We start from the raw sequence: 18,237 nt of genomic DNA, 5'->3' as shown, positions 1-18,237 counted from the left end.
ATGGGTGTTTTGTCATTTTGCTGTGAAAATGGGAGCCGTGATCAACTTCTTGAATTGGTAAGGAAGAGCAATTGCAGAGGTCAGTAAGGCTACATTGATGGCCCAGCAGACACCTACTGCGCCATAGAGATTTCCCCACCAAAAAGAGAGCGGGAGGAACAGTGCAATTGATCCTAAGGCGCAATAGAGCTGGATACGCACTTGCCCTGTGCCATTGATGAAGTAGGCAAAGGCATTGTTCCAGTTGCTAATCGTGACATACATCATCAGGGCAAAGGAAAGGGAGACAGGCACATACACTCCGACCCACAACTGATAGAACCACTGGGCGATGAGCAACATCAGGAGAGATAGAGCCGTGAATGCTCCCCAAATGTAGAGCACAACACGCAGACTTCGTGAAATCCATGCGAACTCTCCGCGTACATAGGCTTCGGTGACGGCCGACCAAAAGGGTGTCACTATAATGGTGAAGCCCATGGTAATTATCATAAAGTATTTGTAGCCGATGTTGTAGCGGGTGGCTTCAAGAGGTCCTGCGAATCGTGTGATGAGCAGAGAACTGGTAGAGAACAACAGCAAACAAGCCAGTTGGATGAGAAAGAATTCTCCCCCTAAGGAAAAGAGCCTTTTGGCCCATTTTCTTTGTACGGTGCCCAGCGAGGGACGTAACTCCTTATAATGAAAAAAGGTGAGAGGGTAGGCCACGATATAGACAAAGAGAGGAGCAAGCGTAAAAATAAACGCTAATTTCCCTAAGTTTCCAGCCTCTACCTGACTCCATAGATGGATTCCGATGAGGGAAAGCAGACTGCCAACTAAGACCAAAGCATCATTTACAACAGGCATTTGCAGCGCTTGATAGATGTTGCCGATGGTTTTGAGGATGAAGGTGAGGCTGATAATTCCCATGAGCACCAACATCAGATGGTTGAGATCGACCGAAACGATTTCGTGCGGCAACCGTAAAATCTGATACCAATCTATCACGCCGAAAGCATAAAGCATGGCATAGAGAAGATTGAATACCACCATGATGGCTGTCAAGAGGACAAAGGTGGTGCTTACATAACTCTTTCCTTGCTGGAAATCCTGAGTAGCAAGAGCTTCAGAAAGCATATTGCGTAGACCGTTTCCTATCCCCATGTCGAAATAGTTAATCCAAAGCACTATCGAACTGAGGGTAAGCCAAATGCCATATTCTACCTGATTATTGCCCACAAAGTTTAGGCCGGCGGGTACCAGAAAAAAGGACGTCAGAATAGAACCCGCTTTAACAAAAGTGGAGAGTAAAATATTCTTACGAATCTTTGCGGTGCGCTCATCTTTGGGAATCACGAACTTCCTTAACTGAGAATAAAATACGTTCATTGAGAGGGAATGTTTATTCTTCGACGTCTTCAATTTCGTAGTCTTCGAACTCTTCGATGTCGTCATCGTCCACTTCCACCACGTCGTCTTCCCAGTCGGAGAAGTCGCGGTCGAGGTGGGTCACTTCGCGGTCGCGGTGCACGATGCTGCCCCCTTCGGCCACGCTTTGCAACTTGTTGCTTTCGGAATTGAGTTCTTCCCACAAGATGTCTTTCAACTGCGTGATGTTGAAGCCCGTCACAGCCGAAATGAAAATCACCGGTAGGTCGTCCGGCAGGTCGGCTTTGAGGAGTTCCATCAGTTCTTCGTCCAGCAGGTCGGCTTTGGTCACCGCGAGGATGCGGTGCTTGTCGAGCAGGCCCTCGTTGAACTGCGCCACTTCGTTGAGGAGGATTTCGTATTCGCGGCGGATGTTGTCGGTGTCACCCGGCACCATAAAGAGTAAAATCGAGTTGCGCTCAATGTGGCGTAGGAAGCGCAATCCCAAGCCCCGCCCTTCGGCAGCACCTTCGATGATGCCGGGAATGTCGGCCATCACGAACGAGCGCCCGTCGCGGTAGGGCACGATGCCCAGCGAAGGTTCGAGGGTGGTGAATGGGTAGTTGGCTATCTTGGGGCGGGCGTTGGTGATGGCGCTCACCAAGGTCGATTTGCCTGCGTTGGGAAATCCGACCAAACCCACATCGGCCAAAAGTTTCAATTCAAGCACCACCATCATTTCCTGCATGGGTTCGCCGGGCTGCGCAAAGCGCGGAGCTTGGTTGGTGGCGGTGCGAAATTGGAAATTGCCCAGTCCGCCGCGGCCGCCTTTGAGCAGCATGACCACCTGCCCATCTTCGACCACGTCGCAGAGGTATTTGCCTGTTTCGGCGTCATAGGCCACAGTGCCGGGCGGCACATCGATATAGCGGTCCTCACCATCCTTGCCCGTGCTGCAACATTTCGAGCCGTTGCCGCCATGACCGGCAAAGATGTGGCGGTCGTAGCGCAAGTGGAGGAGCGTCCAGTAGTTGTGGTTGCCGCGCAGGTAGACGTGTCCACCACGTCCCCCATCGCCGCCGTCAGGGCCACCGAGGGGCTGGTATTTGCCGCGGTGCATGTGCATAGAGCCACGTCCGCCCTTGCCGGAACGACAATAAATCTTTACGTAGTCGATGAAATTGGTTTCCATTTCTTCTAAAAAGTCAAGATGCGCCAACGTACAAATCGTTGGCGCAAGTGAAAAAGGCGAGAGCCTGTGTGAGTGAAGGGACGACCGCCCTTAGAGCGCATCAATGACCACGCAGAGGTTGGCATTGATGTCTTCGAGCGAACCATAGCCTTGCACGGGATTGTGGATGCCTTCTTGGGCGTACCATTCCACCAGCGGAGCAGTTTGGGCGTGATAGACGCTCAAACGCTTGGCGATGGTCTCTTCGTTGTCGTCGGCACGGCCGCTGGTCTTTCCGCGGTTGATGAGGCGCTCCATGAGCATCTCGTCGGGCACAGAGAGTTCGAGCATGGCGTGCACCGCAGTGCCACGCTCAGCGAGCATCGCTTTGAGGGCATCGGCCTGAGGGATGGTGCGGGGGAACCCGTCGAAGATGACGCCTTGCGTCTTGGGCAGCGCATCATAGGTGGCCGCGAGGATGTCAATCATCAGCGCATCGGGGATGAGCTGACCGTTGTCGATGTATTGCTTGGCGGTGTTGCCGAGTTCGGTGCCTGCTTTGATTTCGGCGCGCAACACATCACCGGTGGAGATGTGGTCGAAGCCATATTTCTGAACCAAGAGGTCGCTTTGCGTGCCTTTGCCCGAACCGGGAGCACCGAAGATGACAAGATTTTTCATGTGTCGATAAGAGAATTTGTAAGGAAGGATAAGCGTCAGCGCTTTAAGTAAGTTATTGTGTTGAATGTTGGATTTATTCCGTTACGGTGTAGATGGCGGGGAGGTTGCGCCCATAGCCGTCGTAGTCCAGTCCATAGCCCACGATGAAATCGTTGGGGATATTGAAACAAGTGTAGTCGATGGTGAGCGGCACACTGACCTTCTCGGGCTTGACGAGCAGCGAAGCCACGTGCAAGTGAGCCGGATTGTGCTCGCGGAGTTGGGCGAGCAACTGCTGCATGGTCAGTCCGGAGTCGATGATGTCTTCCACCACGACCACCGTGCGCCCTTCCAAACTTTCGGAGAGTCCGATGAGTTCTTTCACCTTGCCTGTGCTCTCCATGCCGGCATAACTTGAGAAGCGCACAAAGGAGATTTCGGAGGGAATGGTAATGTGACGCATCAAGTCGGCCGCAAACATAAACGAACCGTTGAGCACGGCCACAAAGAGCGGATTCTTGCCGGACAAATCCTTGCTGAGCTGAGCGCCCACTTCGGCAATGCGGGCTTGAAGTTGTTCAGCGGGGATGGAGATGGTAAATGTTTTATCTTTGACAGTAACGGTTTCCATAACAGCAGTGATATTTGAATGCAAAAATAAGAAAAAAAAGCCACACGTTCCCGTCTTTCTTTGCTTTTTTGCAAAAAATAAGGGCGGGACTCCCGTTTTTGTCGGGCAAAGACGGCTTATTCTCAGGATGAACTGCTGCCGTTCCAGGCTTATTTCCTTATCATCTCCTTGCGTACGCTCCCGTCGCTATACTTCACGAGATTGACTCCCATTTGAGGCGTTGAAATGCGACGACCATCGAGCGTGTAACGTGCAATCTCCACAGTGCTGCCCTGTTCTTGCTGCAAGGGAGCAACACCAGTGACTTTATGCTCAGAAATCCGGCATTTGGCAGCATTTTCGATTTGTCCGGTCTTCAGGTTGATCAGCAACACACAAACGCCCAGTTTTGATTTGTCTTGTATCAAACGCTTACTGGAGATGTTCTTAAACACATATTCATGGCTTTGCGTCTTGTCGGCCACAATCGGAGTTTTGAGATAGCCTTTCAAAGGAAACTGTACTCCTTCTGCCGCAATGGCCACGAAATTGTTCACAAGTCCCTTAATGGCATAAGGAGCATCGATAAAGAAATCGAGTTCTTTCGAGACACCGCGATATGCTTCCTGTTGCGTATAAGCATTGACCTGCACCCAGCTCTGACTGGCTTTTCCATCTTCCGTCAGCACATAGGCAAAACCGTATGGTGCTTCTTCGCGATCTACGCAGAAGGTAACGCGGGGAGTCACTGTGATGTTTTCCTTCTGATCATCCCACACGGCGGTAACCTCAATGTCCATTTCTGCTCCTGCTGCCTTCTCCTGATCAAATTCGTTGGTGGCCTTTTCATATCCCAAAGAAAGGTTACGATTCATCATAATCCAAGGACGACTTCTATTCTCATTAGCCCTTCCGGCATAATCCCAACAATGCAAAGCGTCACTGGTATGAATGGCAATACCTACGAAATCATCGCCATAGGTGTTAGCAAGATTCTCCATCAACGCCAAGCCACGTGTGCAATAAGGGCACCACATACCAGTAAAATCTTCTACCACGACGCGGCGATGAGGTACTTTCGTTACGGTAAGTCGGGGAAGAGAAGCTACGTTGATAGTGGCACCATTGGGCTCCCCATTTACTTTTGTAATCGCAACCTGTAAGTTGGTTTCCGAAATGCGATCGTGCGGCGGCACATCAATTTCTATCGTTGTCCCCTCCATACGTTTCAGAGGTGTAGGCAGGGTGTACTCTTTCTTTGCGAGTTCCTTTCCTTCAAAAGAGAGTGTGTACTCAAAATTATTGATGGTGGATCGGCCATAATTGGTGATCAGCAGTTGCCCTTTTGCACTCGTTGCCGTGAGTGGCACAAAGACTTTTCGACCGGTAGAGGGAATCAAGTTGTAATCATTGGCAGTGAGATTGCCGGCGTAGCAGATTAGGGCGATGAGGGCAAATATGTACAAATAAAATCTTTTAGTCATTTTAGATCAGAGGTTATTTATGCTATAATGAGATTAAGGTACAATATGTTTTTTGGTAGTAAGGCGGCCTTTCGCATCCTTCTGCTGCACAATGTAGATACCTTTGGAAAGGTCTTGCAGAGAGGTTACGTTTTTGTGCAGCAATACGCCTTGGGTATTGTAGACATCGTAAGTGCCGAGGGTTTGAGAGGCTTTAGCAATACCTGTACCCTCTGCATCGAAGTTGAGCGTAACCGTGGGGCCGGCTTTCTCGACGACTTTACCATTTTCTCCTTCTTCCAAGATGGTGAGTTGCAGCTTCATTGCGCATTTTCCTTTTGTAGTGAAGGAGTAGTCAACCTTAATTTCTTCTTTTTCACCGTTAGCAAACAATGCTTTTTTTCCCACTTCGTAAGTGCCGACGGCATCTTCCAAAGTGCAGTTTTCAAGTGCACAAACTTGCAACTGGCCTTCTTCGATGGAAATAATCTCATAGGAAATTTTTACCTTTTGAGTTTTCTCAGACGTATTGAGCAAAAACAGTTGTGCAAGCATTTGTTTCTGACCGGGGAAAATAGGAGATTCCTGCACCTCGTTCAGATGAAGCGTTGCATTGGGAGCAAGGAGTTCGCCTTTTGCATTTGCGAAAGCCACTTCAGAAGCACTGGTCTGCGCTTGGGCAGCACCAAAAAGGCAGGCCAACAGCTCGAAAAACATCAGTAATCGTAATTTCATGTTCAGTATTTTAATGTTTGTATTTGTAATGTATTTAGGAAAGAGCTATCTTTTTCCGAACGGCTTGCAGCACCCCGTCGTCATTATAAACGAAAGCCACCACCCAAGCTTTTTCAGGCACGATGTCGACAGGGAGCGTGTAGGAGGTACGTTCTTTCTGCGCTTGATGAGGAGAAAGTGTCAGTTCCGTACCCCAATCGCCATTGACGGCTGCTCGTAACACATGATTGTGGACGTAATTTTTCTCCGTTTTATTATGGGGAAAGAGTTGTGGGGCCACGATGCCGTCTTCCACCAACCAAAGTTGCAGCCGTCCCTTTACCTCGCCGTTCAAAGTGGTCGTTTGGGTTTCGATTTCCACCCGACGCGTGTCGGCATCATATTGGCAGTTCAAGGCAATGCCAACCGTTGTTTTTCGAGCAAACTCATCATAGATACGCCCTGCCCAATCCTCTTTGGCAAGCACACCGCCTCGGCGGTTGATGATGGCTTTCGGCACATTCGGCACTGCCCACTGCTTGTAGTAAGCGTCGCCCACTTCCGTGCGCAATCCCACAAAACCAGGCACTGCTTTGATGGCGAGCGGACCTGCATGGATGGCAACGGCAATCAGTTGATCGGCCGTGTAGCGGGCTTGTAGTTGCGTAATGACCTCGGTGGCTTCGGGACAGAAAATGCAACGCTGCCCCGTGAAGTCTTCAATCAGCACATTGCGTTGAATGGTAGCAGCAGGCACTTCGATAAGACGCCGGTCGGCTGCAACGGGGTCACAGCCAGTCAGAAGCAGCACGGCTGCCCAAAGGGCAAAATATAAACTTTTCATTTCAGTCAGAAGTTATAGTTGTAAGAGAGCGTCAGCCCTTTGGTGGCCGGAATGTAACGACAAACACCGCCCGAGCAGTTAAAGCCGGCACGAGTGCGGCCATACCCCAGTTGCAATCGGTGCGCTCCACCGCTGTAAGTCACGAAGCCTTGATAATAATGCACACGGGTGTTGCCGTGGTTGTAAAGGTCGCTCATGGTGAACATCCAATGCGGAGCGAGCGACAATTCCGCCAATCCGAACACCCAATCCTTGTCGCCGTCTCTCGAAGCGAGATACTGAGCCTCCATGCGCAGCGTGGTTTTGGCCGACAACTTTTGCTTCACATCGGCCACAAAGATATGCGAGTTCAGCATACCGCCATGACCTTCGAGAACAGTTTGGTTGTAGCGTTGGTTCATGTACATTAAGTTGAGCTTTGTGTCTTTGCCAAGCCGCTTCTCCAGTTGCACATCAATGTCTTGGTAGTAAGTGGACGGCCCCCAAGCCCAAAACGGACTGCCATAGCCATCGGTGCCGCTACCGCCGACAGTGTTCTTACGCACCGCATGAACGTGCGAAAAGTTTACTTTGGCCGTTGTGCCATACCTGCCGCCCAGCAGCGAGCCTTTGGGGAAGGTGTAGGCCGCCGCCGCTTGATATGCCCACTCACCTTCGGGACGTGTGGCATAGGGATAGAGAGCCGCCAGCGTGTAAGTATGTTCCATCGTGAAAGCCGGCAGGTGGTTGATGAAGGAGGAAGTACCTTCCATCCCTCTACGGCTGCGAAAACCCATGTTCGTGCTGCGTTTGGCTTGCAGAAGCAGGCTCATTCCGCGTTTGGAGTAGGATCCGGAGAGCATGGCCACGTAGCCGTTTCGGTAAATGTAGCCGTTGTCGCGTGAAGGGTCTTGTGTTTTCATGGCCATCTCCGCCAACACGTTCAACGAACGGTGTTGCACGCGCAGCCGCACATCGAAAGCATTGACGTTGTGCGGAAGACGCAGGCGGTGGGTCGGGTCGGTCATGACCACTTCGTCTTTCTCGTATTTATGGACATAAGAAACCCCCAGTGTGGCGTAGGTGTGATGCTGTTGGAGCGCTTTGAACCACTCATCGACATTCCATTCCACATCGCCACCCGTCAGCCAACTATCGTTGTGCTGCCAATATCGACGTTGACGACCGGTGAGCGCCTTTACGGCAACCCCCACCCAAGGCCGATAGGCCAAGTGAGCACCTTGCAACGAATTGTCGATACCCAGACTGCGCTCTTCGTAGGAACGAAGAATGAAGCCCGAGCCAAACTGTTCATAAAAACTGCCCAAGGTCAATTCTGCCTCCTTATAACGTCCTTTCAGATAAGCATAAGGCACGCCCCAGCCTTTGAAGTCGGGTTCATATCCCGGCAGTGGGTGTTGCAAATACTCCAATCTTGCTCCGGCCTCCAGATGGCGGCTCGTGGCTTTCAAGTCAAGATAAGTATTCGTCAGCAATCGGCCGTTGGAAGCCTCCGCTCCTGTAGCCTTGTCTTTTTCAGGCAGCAACACATCACTCTGCAAACTTCCGGAAAGGCGTAGTTTATCGGACGGCTCTTGCGCACAAAGGAAAGTGTTCCCCATGCTTGAGACCAGCCCTATCATCATCCATTTTTTCATAGGTTATTTGCCGGCAGCTTCTTTCACCTTTTCATAAAGTTCTACTTCCGCACCATCGGTATAGCCGTTGTGCTTGTAGACGATGTTGCCTTTTCCATCGAGCAACACCGTAAAGGGAATCATTTGAATGCCCAACGCGCGGCGCAATTCTCCATTGGGATCGAGCAACACATCATAGCGCCAGCCGTTTTGGTCGACCAAGGGCTTCACCTTATTGATGTTCTGCGCCTGATCAATAGAAACGGCCACGAGCCGCACTCCGGTTTCGCGTTGCCATTCGTCGTAGACCTCGTCAATGGCTTTGAGTTCGCGGTTGCAGGGCTTACACCAGGTGGCAAAAAAAGCAATGACCATCGGTTTTCCACCGTTGGAAATCGTGTCGGTTTGTACGCTCTTTCCGCCCATGTCTTTGAGGACGACTTGGGGCAGACGTTCTTGTGCGCCGGCCGCAAAACTGACCAGCAACAAGCAGAAGGATAAAAATAACTTGTTCATCTCGTTGATTTATAATGTGAGGGCAAAAGTACGACAAAATGGCGAAACTGCAAAGCGCAGGCCGGAGAATACACGCCTTTTCAGTGTGCCGCGTGCACCGGGAGAGGGGCTTTGTCCGCCCTCTGCCGTGCCCCTCGGCTGCTCTCTGCCGTGCGTGAAATCCGTAACGTGCAGTGTTTCAGTGTTCTCTGTCGCCAAAATTTTTCCGCGGCGTGGCGACGAAACGCCACGCCTTGGCGTTTCGTCGCCAAAGGGTGGCGTTATTCCTCCATGGGCATGGAAATTTTCTTCCAAGGGCGTGGATTTTTTTCGGGAAAGGCATCAAAAAGTGGGTCGAAGCCTCCTTTTTGGCCGCGCGACACAATAATTGCGTGCCGCGTGCGTTATGAGATAACATAGGATTGTGCTCGCACGCGAAATTGTGCTTTTGCGCAGAGGGCTCTCCCCGGCAATGCTCGGCAGAAAGCATATGCCGCGGTGTTGCATCGATCGGCCGATATTCGCCCCCTTCGAGGACGTTCCTTTCAGCATTGGGCATTCCTCGCAGTACCCCCACGGACTGCCGCCTACGCATCAGAACTTTGCAAAAACAAACATTCATCCCATGATAGCTTATATAAAAGGTGTCGTCGGCGAACTCTCGCCCACCGAAGCGGTCATCGAAGCCGCCGGAGTCGGATACCAACTCGCCATATCGCTCAACACCTTTGCCGCCTTGCAAGGCAAAGAGACCGCCAAAGTCTACGTCAAAGAAGTCATCCGCGAAGATGCGCACGACCTCTTCGGTTTCTTCTCCAAAGAGGAACGCACGCTCTTCGAAGCCCTCACCTCGGTCAACGGCATCGGTGGCGCCACAGCGCGCATGGTGCTCTCGGCCTTCGCCCCGGCCGAACTGGCAGAGGTCATCCAAAGCGAACAAACCGCCATGCTCAAAAGTGTGAAGGGCATCGGGCCGAAAGCCGCTGCGCGCATTGTGCTCGATCTGAAGGACAAAATCGGGACATTACTTTCCAACGGCACGATTGACGTGGCCCCCTCGGCCGGTGGTGGTATTGCCACAGCCGACAAAGAACGTGCCGAAGAGGCCATCTCCGCTCTCTCTACACTGGGCTTTCAGCCGGCGGCCGTGCGCAAAGTGGTGGCGGCTATTCTCAAAGAAGAGCCGGGGCTTGATGTGCAGCAAATCATCAAACGCGGTTTGAAAGAAATAAAATAGCATCTCCTTGAAACGTCACTCCTACATCTGGTTGTTGGTGCTCGTTGCGCTCCTGAGCGTAGCGGGCTTTGCTGCGTCCGGCCGTCATCAGGAGGCGGCACATCGGGCGGCCGCGCCTGCGACCAAACCCACCGTCGATACGACTTCGGCCGTCCTGACACGTGCGGCAACCGTGGCTGCACCTGCTCCGCCTGTACCGGAGGACAGTACGATTGTGCCCTTCCGTGTGCGCCCCATCGGACAGACTGATGCCCGAAAGTCGGGCGACTTGAAAGACCCGGAAAATCTCACCACCGGTTTGGTCTACGATGAGGCCACAGGCATCTACCGCTACGGCACGCGCCTGGGCAACGACTTCCTCTACGTCCCCTACTTCCTGGCCGGGGACGAGGTGCGTCGTGCCGGCATCCGACAATCCATGCGCGACTACTTCCGCCGCCGCAACACCGAGGAGTTTACCAATAAAGGAAAGGAAAAGTTCGACTTCTCCGACATGAAGTTCGACCTCGGACCGGCCGAAAAAATCTTCGGCCCGGGCGGGGTACGCGTGAAGACGCAGGGCAGCGCCGAACTCAAAATCGGCACCAACCACCGCTGGACGGACAACCCCTCGCTCTCGGAACGCAACCGTAGCGTCTTCGGCTTTGATTTCAACGAGAAGGTGAACCTCTCACTCAACGGAAAGGTGGGCGACAAGGTCAATATGGACTTCAACTACAACTCCGAAGCCACGTTCAACTTCGATGCGCAAAGCCTCAAATTGCGCTACGAAGGCAAGGAGGATGAGATTGTGAAGCTCATCGAGGCCGGCAACGTGTCGATGTCCACTAACTCGGGCCTCATCCGCGGTGCACAGAGTCTTTTTGGGGTGCGCGCCGACATGCAGTTCGGCCGCCTCAAACTCCAAACGATGATTGCCCAAAAGAAGAGTTCGGCCCAGTCCGTGCAGTCGAAGGGCGGCGTGCAACTGACGGACTATGAGTTTTCAGCTGCCGACTACGATGAAAACCGCCACTTCTTCCTCGGCCACTTCTTCCGCGACAACTACGACTACTGGATGACGCAGTTGCCCACGGTGCTGTCGGGCATCGTCATCAACCGCATCGAAGTGTGGACGACCAACAAGAACGGCGCCACGTCCAACACGCGCAACCTCGTCGGCCTGACCGACTTAGGCGAGAGCAAGCGCTTCAACACTTCGCTCTGGACGGCCGGGACAACGCAGCAACTCGCGAACGAGGCCAACACGGAGTATTCCACCGTGGTGGCCAACCTTGGCAACAACCGCGAGATTTCACAAACGTCGGCCACGCTCGACGGTATGGGCTTGGTGGGCGGCGAGGACTACGAAAAACTGGAAAACGCCCGCCTCCTCACCGCTTCGGAATATCGGTTGAACCCGGCGTTGGGCTACATTTCGCTTCGCTCCTCGCTCCAAACGGACCAAGTGCTGGCCGTGGCGTTTGAGTACACCTATCGCGGGCGGACCTATCAGGTGGGCGAATTTTCCACCGACCGCAAGGACAATACGCAGGCGCTGCTGGTGAAGACGCTCAAGAACACCGCCTGCACCCCGCAGATGCGCAACTGGCACTTGATGATGCGCAACGTCTATTCGCTCGGGGCAACCTCGATTCAGAAAGAGCGCTTCCGCCTCGATGTGAAACTCCTCTCCGACACGAGCGGCGTCTACCTCTCTTATCTCCCCGAACCCACGCTCAAGGACAAGAAGCTATTGAGCCTCATGGGACTGGACGAACTGGACAACAGCAACAAGCGCCGCCCCAACGGCTATTTTGACTTTGTCGAGGGCTACACCATCGACTCCAACAACGGCCGCGTCTATTTCCCCGTGGTCGAACCTTTCGGCCGCCATCTGGCCAAGGTCATCGGTGATGCCGCTGTAGCGAAACGTTACGCCTACACCGAACTTTACGACTCCACCCACACCATCGCCCGACAGATTGCGGAGCACAACAAGTTTGTCATCACGGGGCAGTACAAGGCCACGAAAAACGATGAAATCCAACTCGGTGCTACCAACATCCCACAGGGCAGCGTGGTGGTGACGGCCGGAGGACAGCGCCTCACCGAAGGCTCGGACTACACCGTCGACTACTATTCGGGCATCGTCAAAATCCTCAACAAGAGTATCCTTGATGCCGGCACGCCCATCAACTGCTCGCTCGAATCGAACACCGACTACGGCATGCAGCGCAAGACGATGTTGGGCCTCAACTTCCAATACGACTTCTCCCGCGACTTCCAGGTGGGCGGCTCCGTCATGCACCTCGACGAACAGCCCCTCACCAACAAAGTGGCCATGGGCAGCGAACCCCTCAACAACACCATCTGGGGGCTCAACGTGGCGTGGAAAAAGCAAAGTCAGTGGCTCACCAACCTCATCGACCGCATCCCCTTCATCCACGCCACCGCGCCTTCGAGCATCAACTTCACCGCCGAGTTTGCACAACTCATTGCCGGCAAGAACACCGGGGCGCAGGGTAACGCCTCCTACATTGACGACTTTGAAAACTCGAAGTCGGTGGTCGACGTGTCGCAACCGCAGCAGTGGAGCATTTCTTCCACGCCTGCTCTCTTTCCGGAGTCGCGCTTGAACAACGACGTGCGCTATGGCTACAACCGCGCCCTCCTTGCCTGGTACTACATCGACCCACTCTTCACGCGCCGTAGTTCGTCGCTCACCCCCGGCCACATCAAAAACGACCTCCGCCAACTTTCCGACCCTTGGGTGCGGGAAGTCTACATGTCGGACCTCTACCCCAACAAGAGCATCAACTATCGGGAGGCTTCCACCCTCTCCGTGCTCAACCTGGCCTTCTATCCCGACGAACGCGGCCCTTACAACCTCGACCCCGGTCTCGACCGCAACGGACGCCTCCCCAACCCCACCCGCCGCTGGGGCGGCATGATGCGCAAACTCGAAACGTCGGACTTTGAGGCCGCCAACATTGAGTATGTGGAGTTTTGGATGATGGACCCCTTCACCGAACGCAATGGTCAGCAACCTTCGTTCACGGGCGACCTCTACTTCAACCTTGGTGAAATCTCGGAGGACGTGCTCAAAGATGGCAAGAAGTTCTACGAAAGCGGTCTCCCCCTCGACAACGACGCCTCCAAGTACACCACGACCGCCTGGGGACGTGTGCCCACACAAAACTCTGTGACTTATGCCTTCAACACGAGTGCCGGCAGTCGCCGCCGTCAAGATGTGGGGTTCAACGGATTGACCTCGGAGGACGAGCGCACCTTTGGCGCTTATGCCCAATTCCTCTCGCAGGTGCAGGGCGTGGTGCGCCCTGAAGTCTACGACTCGCTGCTGCAAAGCCCTTCGGCCGACAAGTACCACTACTATCGCGGCTCGGATTGGGACCGCCGACAGACGTCCATCCTCGACCGCTACAAGTACATCAATAACCCGAACGGCAACTCCGTGGCTGCCGAAGACAGCCCCGAAAGCTACGCCACGGCCTATAAGACTACGCCCGATGTCGAGGACATCAATCAGGACTACACGCTCAACGAGTACGAGAAGTACTATCAATACCGCGTGCGCATCGACCCGGCCGAAATGGTGGTGGGCAAGAACTACATCGTCGATATGCGCACCACCCACCCCAAGACGCGCGACGGCAACAAGGTGGAGACCAAATGGTATCTCTTCCGCATCCCCTTGCGCGAATATCAGCAGAAGGTGGGCAACATCAGTGACTTCTCTTCCATCCGCTTCATGCGCATGTTCATGACCGGCTTCGACCGTCCCACGGTGTTGCGCTTTGCCACGCTCAACCTTGTGCGCGGTGAATGGCGCGGCTATCAGCAAGGGCTTTATGCCGGTGCTGCCCCCACCACTTCGGGCAGTCTGGCCGTGAGTGCGGTCAATTTTGAGGAGAACAACGAGAAGAGCCCCGTCAACTATGTCCTGCCCCCCGGCATCAGCCGCTCCCTCGAACCGGGGCAGGAGCAGGTGATGGAAAACAACGAACAGGCACTCGCGCTCACCGTCAAAGATTTGGCCAGCGGCGATGCCCGTGCCGTCTACAAGAACACGCAACTCGACCTACGTCGCTACAAGCATCTTCAACTCTTCGTCCACGCCAACGCACTGCCCGGCGACAAGAACCTGAGCAACGGCCAGATGAGCCTCTTCCTCCGCTTGGGATCGGACTACAAGAACAACTTCTACGAATACGAAATTCCGCTCATCCTCACCCCCGAAAACGACAAATATGCGGGCGAGAGTGGGCGCAGAGCCGTGTGGCCGGAGGAAAACATGATTGACATCGACCTCGACCTCCTCACCCACACCAAGAAAAACCGCAATCACCAGAAGTCGCTCGGACTCACTACTTTCAGCAAACTCTACAGCGAATACGACCGCAATCGTCCGAAGAACAAAATCAGCGTGCAGGGCAACCCCTCGCTGGGCGAAATCAAAACCATCATGATCGGTGTGCGCAACAACTCACGCACCGTGCAGAGTGTGGAAGTCTGGGCCAACGAACTCCGACTACAAGACTTCTCCAACAAGGGCGGATGGGCGGCACAGAGCCAACTCAACGTCCAACTCTCCGATTTGGCCACCATCAACCTCGGCGGCCACATCGAGACCAACGGCTTCGGCGGACTGGAAGAGACCGTGAGCCAACGCCGCGATGACGACCTCTACCAGTATTCCGTCACGACACAGGTGGAGGCCGGCAAGTTCTTCCCCGAGAAGCTCAAACTCTCGGCCCCTGTCTACTATTCCTATTCCAAAGAACGCGTTGTCCCGCGCTACAATCCGCTCGACACCGACATGGAAATGAGCGACGCCATGAGCGCCCTCACCACGCGGGCCGAGCGCGACTCCCTGCGCAACATCACCCACAAGGTGGTGGTCAACAAGAATTTCTCCATCTCGGGCCTCCGCTTCAACCGCGTCACCCGAGGCATGCCCATGCCCTACGACTTGGCCAACTTTACCTTCGGCTATGCCAAGGCCACCCGTCACACCACGGGCCACACCACCGACTGGGAATATGACGACCACTGGAAGTTCAACTTTGCCTATGCCTACAACCCTGGTATGAAAACCTTTGAGCCGTTCAAAAAACTCATCCCCTCGCAGCTCAAAGCCTTCCGCCTCTTCCGCGAATTGGGCATCAACTACATCCCGCAAAGCCTCTCTTTCAATTCCGATATCACTCGCAACTACTACGAGTTTAAGGAGCGCGACATGCAGCAACTCGACAACAACACGCTGCCCATCTCCTTCTCCTCCGATTTCCTCTGGAACCGCGCCTTACAGCTCCGTTGGGATCCCACGAAGCTCATCCACTTCAACTTCTCATCGGCCACCAACGCCGAGATTGAACAACCCAACGTCATTGTCAACAAAGACCTCTTCCCCACAGAATATGCCCACTGGAAGGACTCCGTGATGCGCTCCATCCGCGACCTCGGACGCCCCCTGACCTATCAGCAGACGGCCGACCTCTCCTGGAATCTCCCCATCAACAAAATCCCTTATTTCGACTGGATCAGCGCAGATGCCAAATACGCCTCCGCCTACAACTGGACACGTGGGGCGGAATTGGCCAATGGCAGTTCGATGGGACACACCATCAACAACCAGCGCAACATCACGGCCAACGCCAAGTTCAACCTCGAAACGCTCTACAACTACTTCCCCTTCCTCAAAAAGGTGAACCGCCGCTTTGCCACCGCACAAAAGGCTTCGCCCCAAAAGACGCCGAAGAAGTTTGAGCAGGAATTCCAACTCCGTGCCGACACCACCCTCACCATCCCGCACAACCAGCGCTCGAAGCGCCTGCGCGTGGTGGCGCTCCGCGAAGACGGCACGGCCTATCCCATCCGCTACAAGATCATCGATGCCAACCGCATTGAGGTGCTCAACCGCGACAGCCTGAAAGTGAAAATCTCCGTGGTCTCTCGCCGACAAACGGAAGACGAAGGGTGGTACAAAGCGCTGCAATATGCCTCTCGCGGCTTGATGATGGTGCGCAACGTCAACATCTCCTATCGCAACGCCCACAACATGTCCATCTCCGGTTTTCTCCCCGAGGTGGGCGATGTGTTCGGCCAGAAGCACAACGGTGGTCTCCTTGCGCCGGGACTCGGCTTTGCCTTTGCCACCGTGGGCGAGGACTACATCCGTACGGCTGCCGACCGCGGATGGCTCATGCGCTCCGACAGCATCATCACTCCGGCCATCATCAGCCGCACCAGCGACTTGCAAATCCGGGCCACCGTCGAGCCCATCCGCGACTTGAAATTCAGCGTCAACTTTGCGCGCAACGAGAATATGGCCAAGACCATCCAGTACTTCCCCGGCTTCCCCTCCACGCGCACCGGTTCGTTCACGATGACCACCATCTCTCTGCGCTCGGCCTTCACTTCCGCCGGCAATGCCGACAACGGCTATTGGAGTCCCACGTTCCAAAAATTCATGGGACTGCTCGAACACTATCGCAACCGCGTTGAAGCCCGCTACACCGGCACCACCTATCCCGCCGGCTCTCCCCTTGCCGGGCAGACTTACAACCCGGCCAACGGCAGCGTGAGCAAGTATTCGAGCGAAGTGATGATACCTGCCTTCCTCAGTGCCTACGGCAGCGGCGGTTCGAGCCTCGACATCTTCCCGGCCATCACCCGCCTCCTGCCCAACTGGACACTCTCCTACGGCGGCCTCTCCTCCGTGCGCCCCTTCAAGGATTGGTTTCGCTCCTTCAATCTCAATCACGGCTACAAGAGTATCTACACCATCGGAGCTTACAACAGTTTTCAGTCCTATCGCGAGATGCAGGCCGGTCTGGGTTTCATCAACAGCGTCGAAAGCGGACTGCCCACGCCCTCCTCGATGTACGATATTTCGACCGTCACCATCAACGAGAGTTTCAGTCCGCTGCTCGGATTTGATGCTACGTTCTACAACAACATGACCGCCAAAGTCGAATATCGCCGTACGCGGGTGCTCACCCTCTCTATGACCTCTCAGCAAATCACCGAAGCGCGATCCAATGACATCGTCTTCGGCATGGGCTACAAAATCAATGATTTCCGCCTCTTTGATGCGCCCACGGTGAAGAAAAGTACCCGCAGCAAGCGCAAAACGACCGACAAAAGCAGCGAGCCTGCTCCTACCAACAGCGGATTTGCCAACAGCCTCAACCTCCGCTTGGACTTCTCCTTGCGCGACCAGAGCGCTCTCCAGCGCAACATCCTCACGGCCTCTTCGCAAGCCACGAGCGGTAACCGCGCAATTCAGATTTCCTTCTCGGCCGACTACACGCTGTCGAAATACCTCACCATCTCGGCCTATTTCGACCGCCAGATGAATCGCCCGCTTCTCACCTCCTCGGCCTATCCCACCACAACGCAGGACTTCGGCATCAACCTCAAGTTTCAACTCGCCCGTTGAGGCGGTGCATAGCCCTCTTTGGGACACCTTCGCGCACACGCGTATACACTATATATAGTGCGTGTTTTTTGCCTTCAATCCTTCACCGTATGTCTCATCTTCTTGTCGGTCAGGGAGTTGTGGGTGAAGGCAAAAGCGTTGTTGCCTTCACCGAAGGGACAGATTGGATGTTCTTTTGGGTGCACTCATAGTTGGTTGATTTTGAGTGATTTATGTGTGTTGATGAAGGCAGTGAAGGCAAAAAACACGAACTACATTAAGTGTATGCGCGCGTGCGTGCACGCGTATACGTGCGCGAGCGAGCATTTCGCCCTTTCAAAGGAAGGGGGCGAAAAAGTTCAGAGGCAGATAAAACTACCTCTGAGGTAAGTGAATTTACCTCAGAGGTAGTTTTTGCTCTCTTTGCGAAAGGTGCTCCATCACAGGAGCATCGATGTTATAGTTGCATCAGATGTCTGTTAAACTTGTGTTAAATTCAAGGTCTTGTGGCTGATTTCGATAGCGCGATGTCTATATAAAGATTATTGCTGTCCGGTAAACTTCAAAACGATTGCCTCCTTTTTTTGAGGAAAGCGCGCCTTCTGTCCCTTTGCTTGGAGCGACAGAAATGCAGCGCTCCCCCGCCGACTTTTC

The 18,237-nt window shown here is 53.9% G+C and carries 11 protein-coding genes; 2 read left to right on the top strand and 9 right to left on the bottom strand.

Features of this window, described 5'->3' with window-relative positions; all coding sequences use genetic code 11:
* Nucleotides 1-12: 12 nt before the first annotated feature.
* The 9 genes from H8527_RS01225 to H8527_RS01185 form a co-directional block, all read right to left on the bottom strand.
* Complete coding sequence (locus H8527_RS01225; RefSeq protein WP_187544942.1) at nt 13-1,221, bottom strand: lipopolysaccharide biosynthesis protein; 1,209 nt, start codon at nt 1,219-1,221, stop codon at nt 13-15.
* 163 nt (nt 1,222-1,384) lie between these two features.
* Nucleotides 1,385-2,542, bottom strand: a complete 1,158-nt coding sequence (gene obgE / locus H8527_RS01220) for a GTPase ObgE (protein ID WP_187544941.1) — start codon at nt 2,540-2,542, stop codon at nt 1,385-1,387.
* Nucleotides 2,543-2,632: 90 nt separating this feature from the next.
* A complete protein-coding gene (locus tag H8527_RS01215; RefSeq protein WP_187544940.1) occupies nt 2,633-3,202 on the bottom strand; it encodes an adenylate kinase in 570 nt (189 codons plus the stop codon).
* 73 nt (nt 3,203-3,275) lie between these two features.
* Nucleotides 3,276-3,812, bottom strand: coding sequence for a hypoxanthine phosphoribosyltransferase (gene hpt / locus H8527_RS01210; RefSeq protein ID WP_187544939.1), 537 nt, complete (start codon nt 3,810-3,812; stop codon nt 3,276-3,278).
* Between the two features lie 149 nt (nt 3,813-3,961).
* A complete protein-coding gene (locus tag H8527_RS01205; RefSeq protein ID WP_187544937.1) occupies nt 3,962-5,275 on the bottom strand; it encodes a thioredoxin family protein in 1,314 nt (437 codons plus the stop codon).
* Between the two features lie 33 nt (nt 5,276-5,308).
* Complete coding sequence (locus H8527_RS01200; protein ID WP_255498481.1) at nt 5,309-5,956, bottom strand: T9SS type A sorting domain-containing protein; 648 nt, start codon at nt 5,954-5,956, stop codon at nt 5,309-5,311.
* 67 nt (nt 5,957-6,023) lie between these two features.
* The gene (locus H8527_RS01195; protein ID WP_187544934.1) at nt 6,024-6,812 is read right to left on the bottom strand and encodes an Omp28 family outer membrane lipoprotein; all 789 of its coding nucleotides are present in this window, start codon (nt 6,810-6,812) and stop codon (nt 6,024-6,026) included.
* Nucleotides 6,813-6,817: 5 nt separating this feature from the next.
* Nucleotides 6,818-8,449, bottom strand: a complete 1,632-nt coding sequence (locus H8527_RS01190; protein ID WP_187544932.1) for a DUF6029 family protein — start codon at nt 8,447-8,449, stop codon at nt 6,818-6,820.
* A 3-nt stretch (nt 8,450-8,452) separates the two neighbouring features.
* The gene (locus tag H8527_RS01185) at nt 8,453-8,944 is read right to left on the bottom strand and encodes a TlpA disulfide reductase family protein (protein ID WP_187544930.1); all 492 of its coding nucleotides are present in this window, start codon (nt 8,942-8,944) and stop codon (nt 8,453-8,455) included.
* Nucleotides 8,945-9,548: 604 nt separating this feature from the next.
* On the opposite strand from H8527_RS01185, the gene ruvA reads away from it, so the two are divergent.
* Both ruvA and sprA read left to right on the top strand, forming a co-directional pair.
* On the top strand, nt 9,549-10,160 hold the full coding sequence (gene ruvA / locus H8527_RS01180) for a Holliday junction branch migration protein RuvA (RefSeq protein ID WP_187544928.1): 612 nt from the start codon (nt 9,549-9,551) through the stop codon (nt 10,158-10,160).
* A 7-nt stretch (nt 10,161-10,167) separates the two neighbouring features.
* Nucleotides 10,168-17,604 carry a cell surface protein SprA gene (gene sprA, locus H8527_RS01175; protein WP_187544926.1) on the top strand — a complete coding sequence of 2,479 codons (7,437 nt, stop codon included), beginning with the start codon at nt 10,168-10,170 and terminating at the stop codon, nt 17,602-17,604.
* The last annotated feature ends 633 nt before the right edge of the window (nt 17,605-18,237 follow it).

This window comes from Alloprevotella sp. Lung230 (genome assembly GCF_014385435.1).
GTDB lineage: Bacteria > Bacteroidota > Bacteroidia > Bacteroidales > Bacteroidaceae > Alloprevotella.
Note: the sequence above shows the minus strand (reverse complement) of the source record. Positions and strands in the feature narration are given on the sequence as shown.

Excerpts from the sequence above, each read along its gene's own strand:
- H8527_RS01195 (WP_187544934.1), bottom strand. The coding sequence starts at position 6,812 with ATGAAAAGTTTATATTTTGCCCTTTGGGCAGCCGTGCTGCTTCTGACT.
- H8527_RS01185 (WP_187544930.1), bottom strand. The coding sequence starts at position 8,944 with ATGAACAAGTTATTTTTATCCTTCTGCTTGTTGCTGGTCAGTTTTGCG.
- obgE (WP_187544941.1), bottom strand. The coding sequence starts at position 2,542 with ATGGAAACCAATTTCATCGACTACGTAAAGATTTATTGTCGTTCCGGC.
- H8527_RS01205 (WP_187544937.1), bottom strand. The coding sequence starts at position 5,275 with ATGACTAAAAGATTTTATTTGTACATATTTGCCCTCATCGCCCTAATC.
- ruvA (WP_187544928.1), top strand. The coding sequence starts at position 9,549 with ATGATAGCTTATATAAAAGGTGTCGTCGGCGAACTCTCGCCCACCGAA.
- H8527_RS01190 (WP_187544932.1), bottom strand. The coding sequence starts at position 8,449 with ATGAAAAAATGGATGATGATAGGGCTGGTCTCAAGCATGGGGAACACT.
- hpt (WP_187544939.1), bottom strand. The coding sequence starts at position 3,812 with ATGGAAACCGTTACTGTCAAAGATAAAACATTTACCATCTCCATCCCC.
- H8527_RS01215 (WP_187544940.1), bottom strand. The coding sequence starts at position 3,202 with ATGAAAAATCTTGTCATCTTCGGTGCTCCCGGTTCGGGCAAAGGCACG.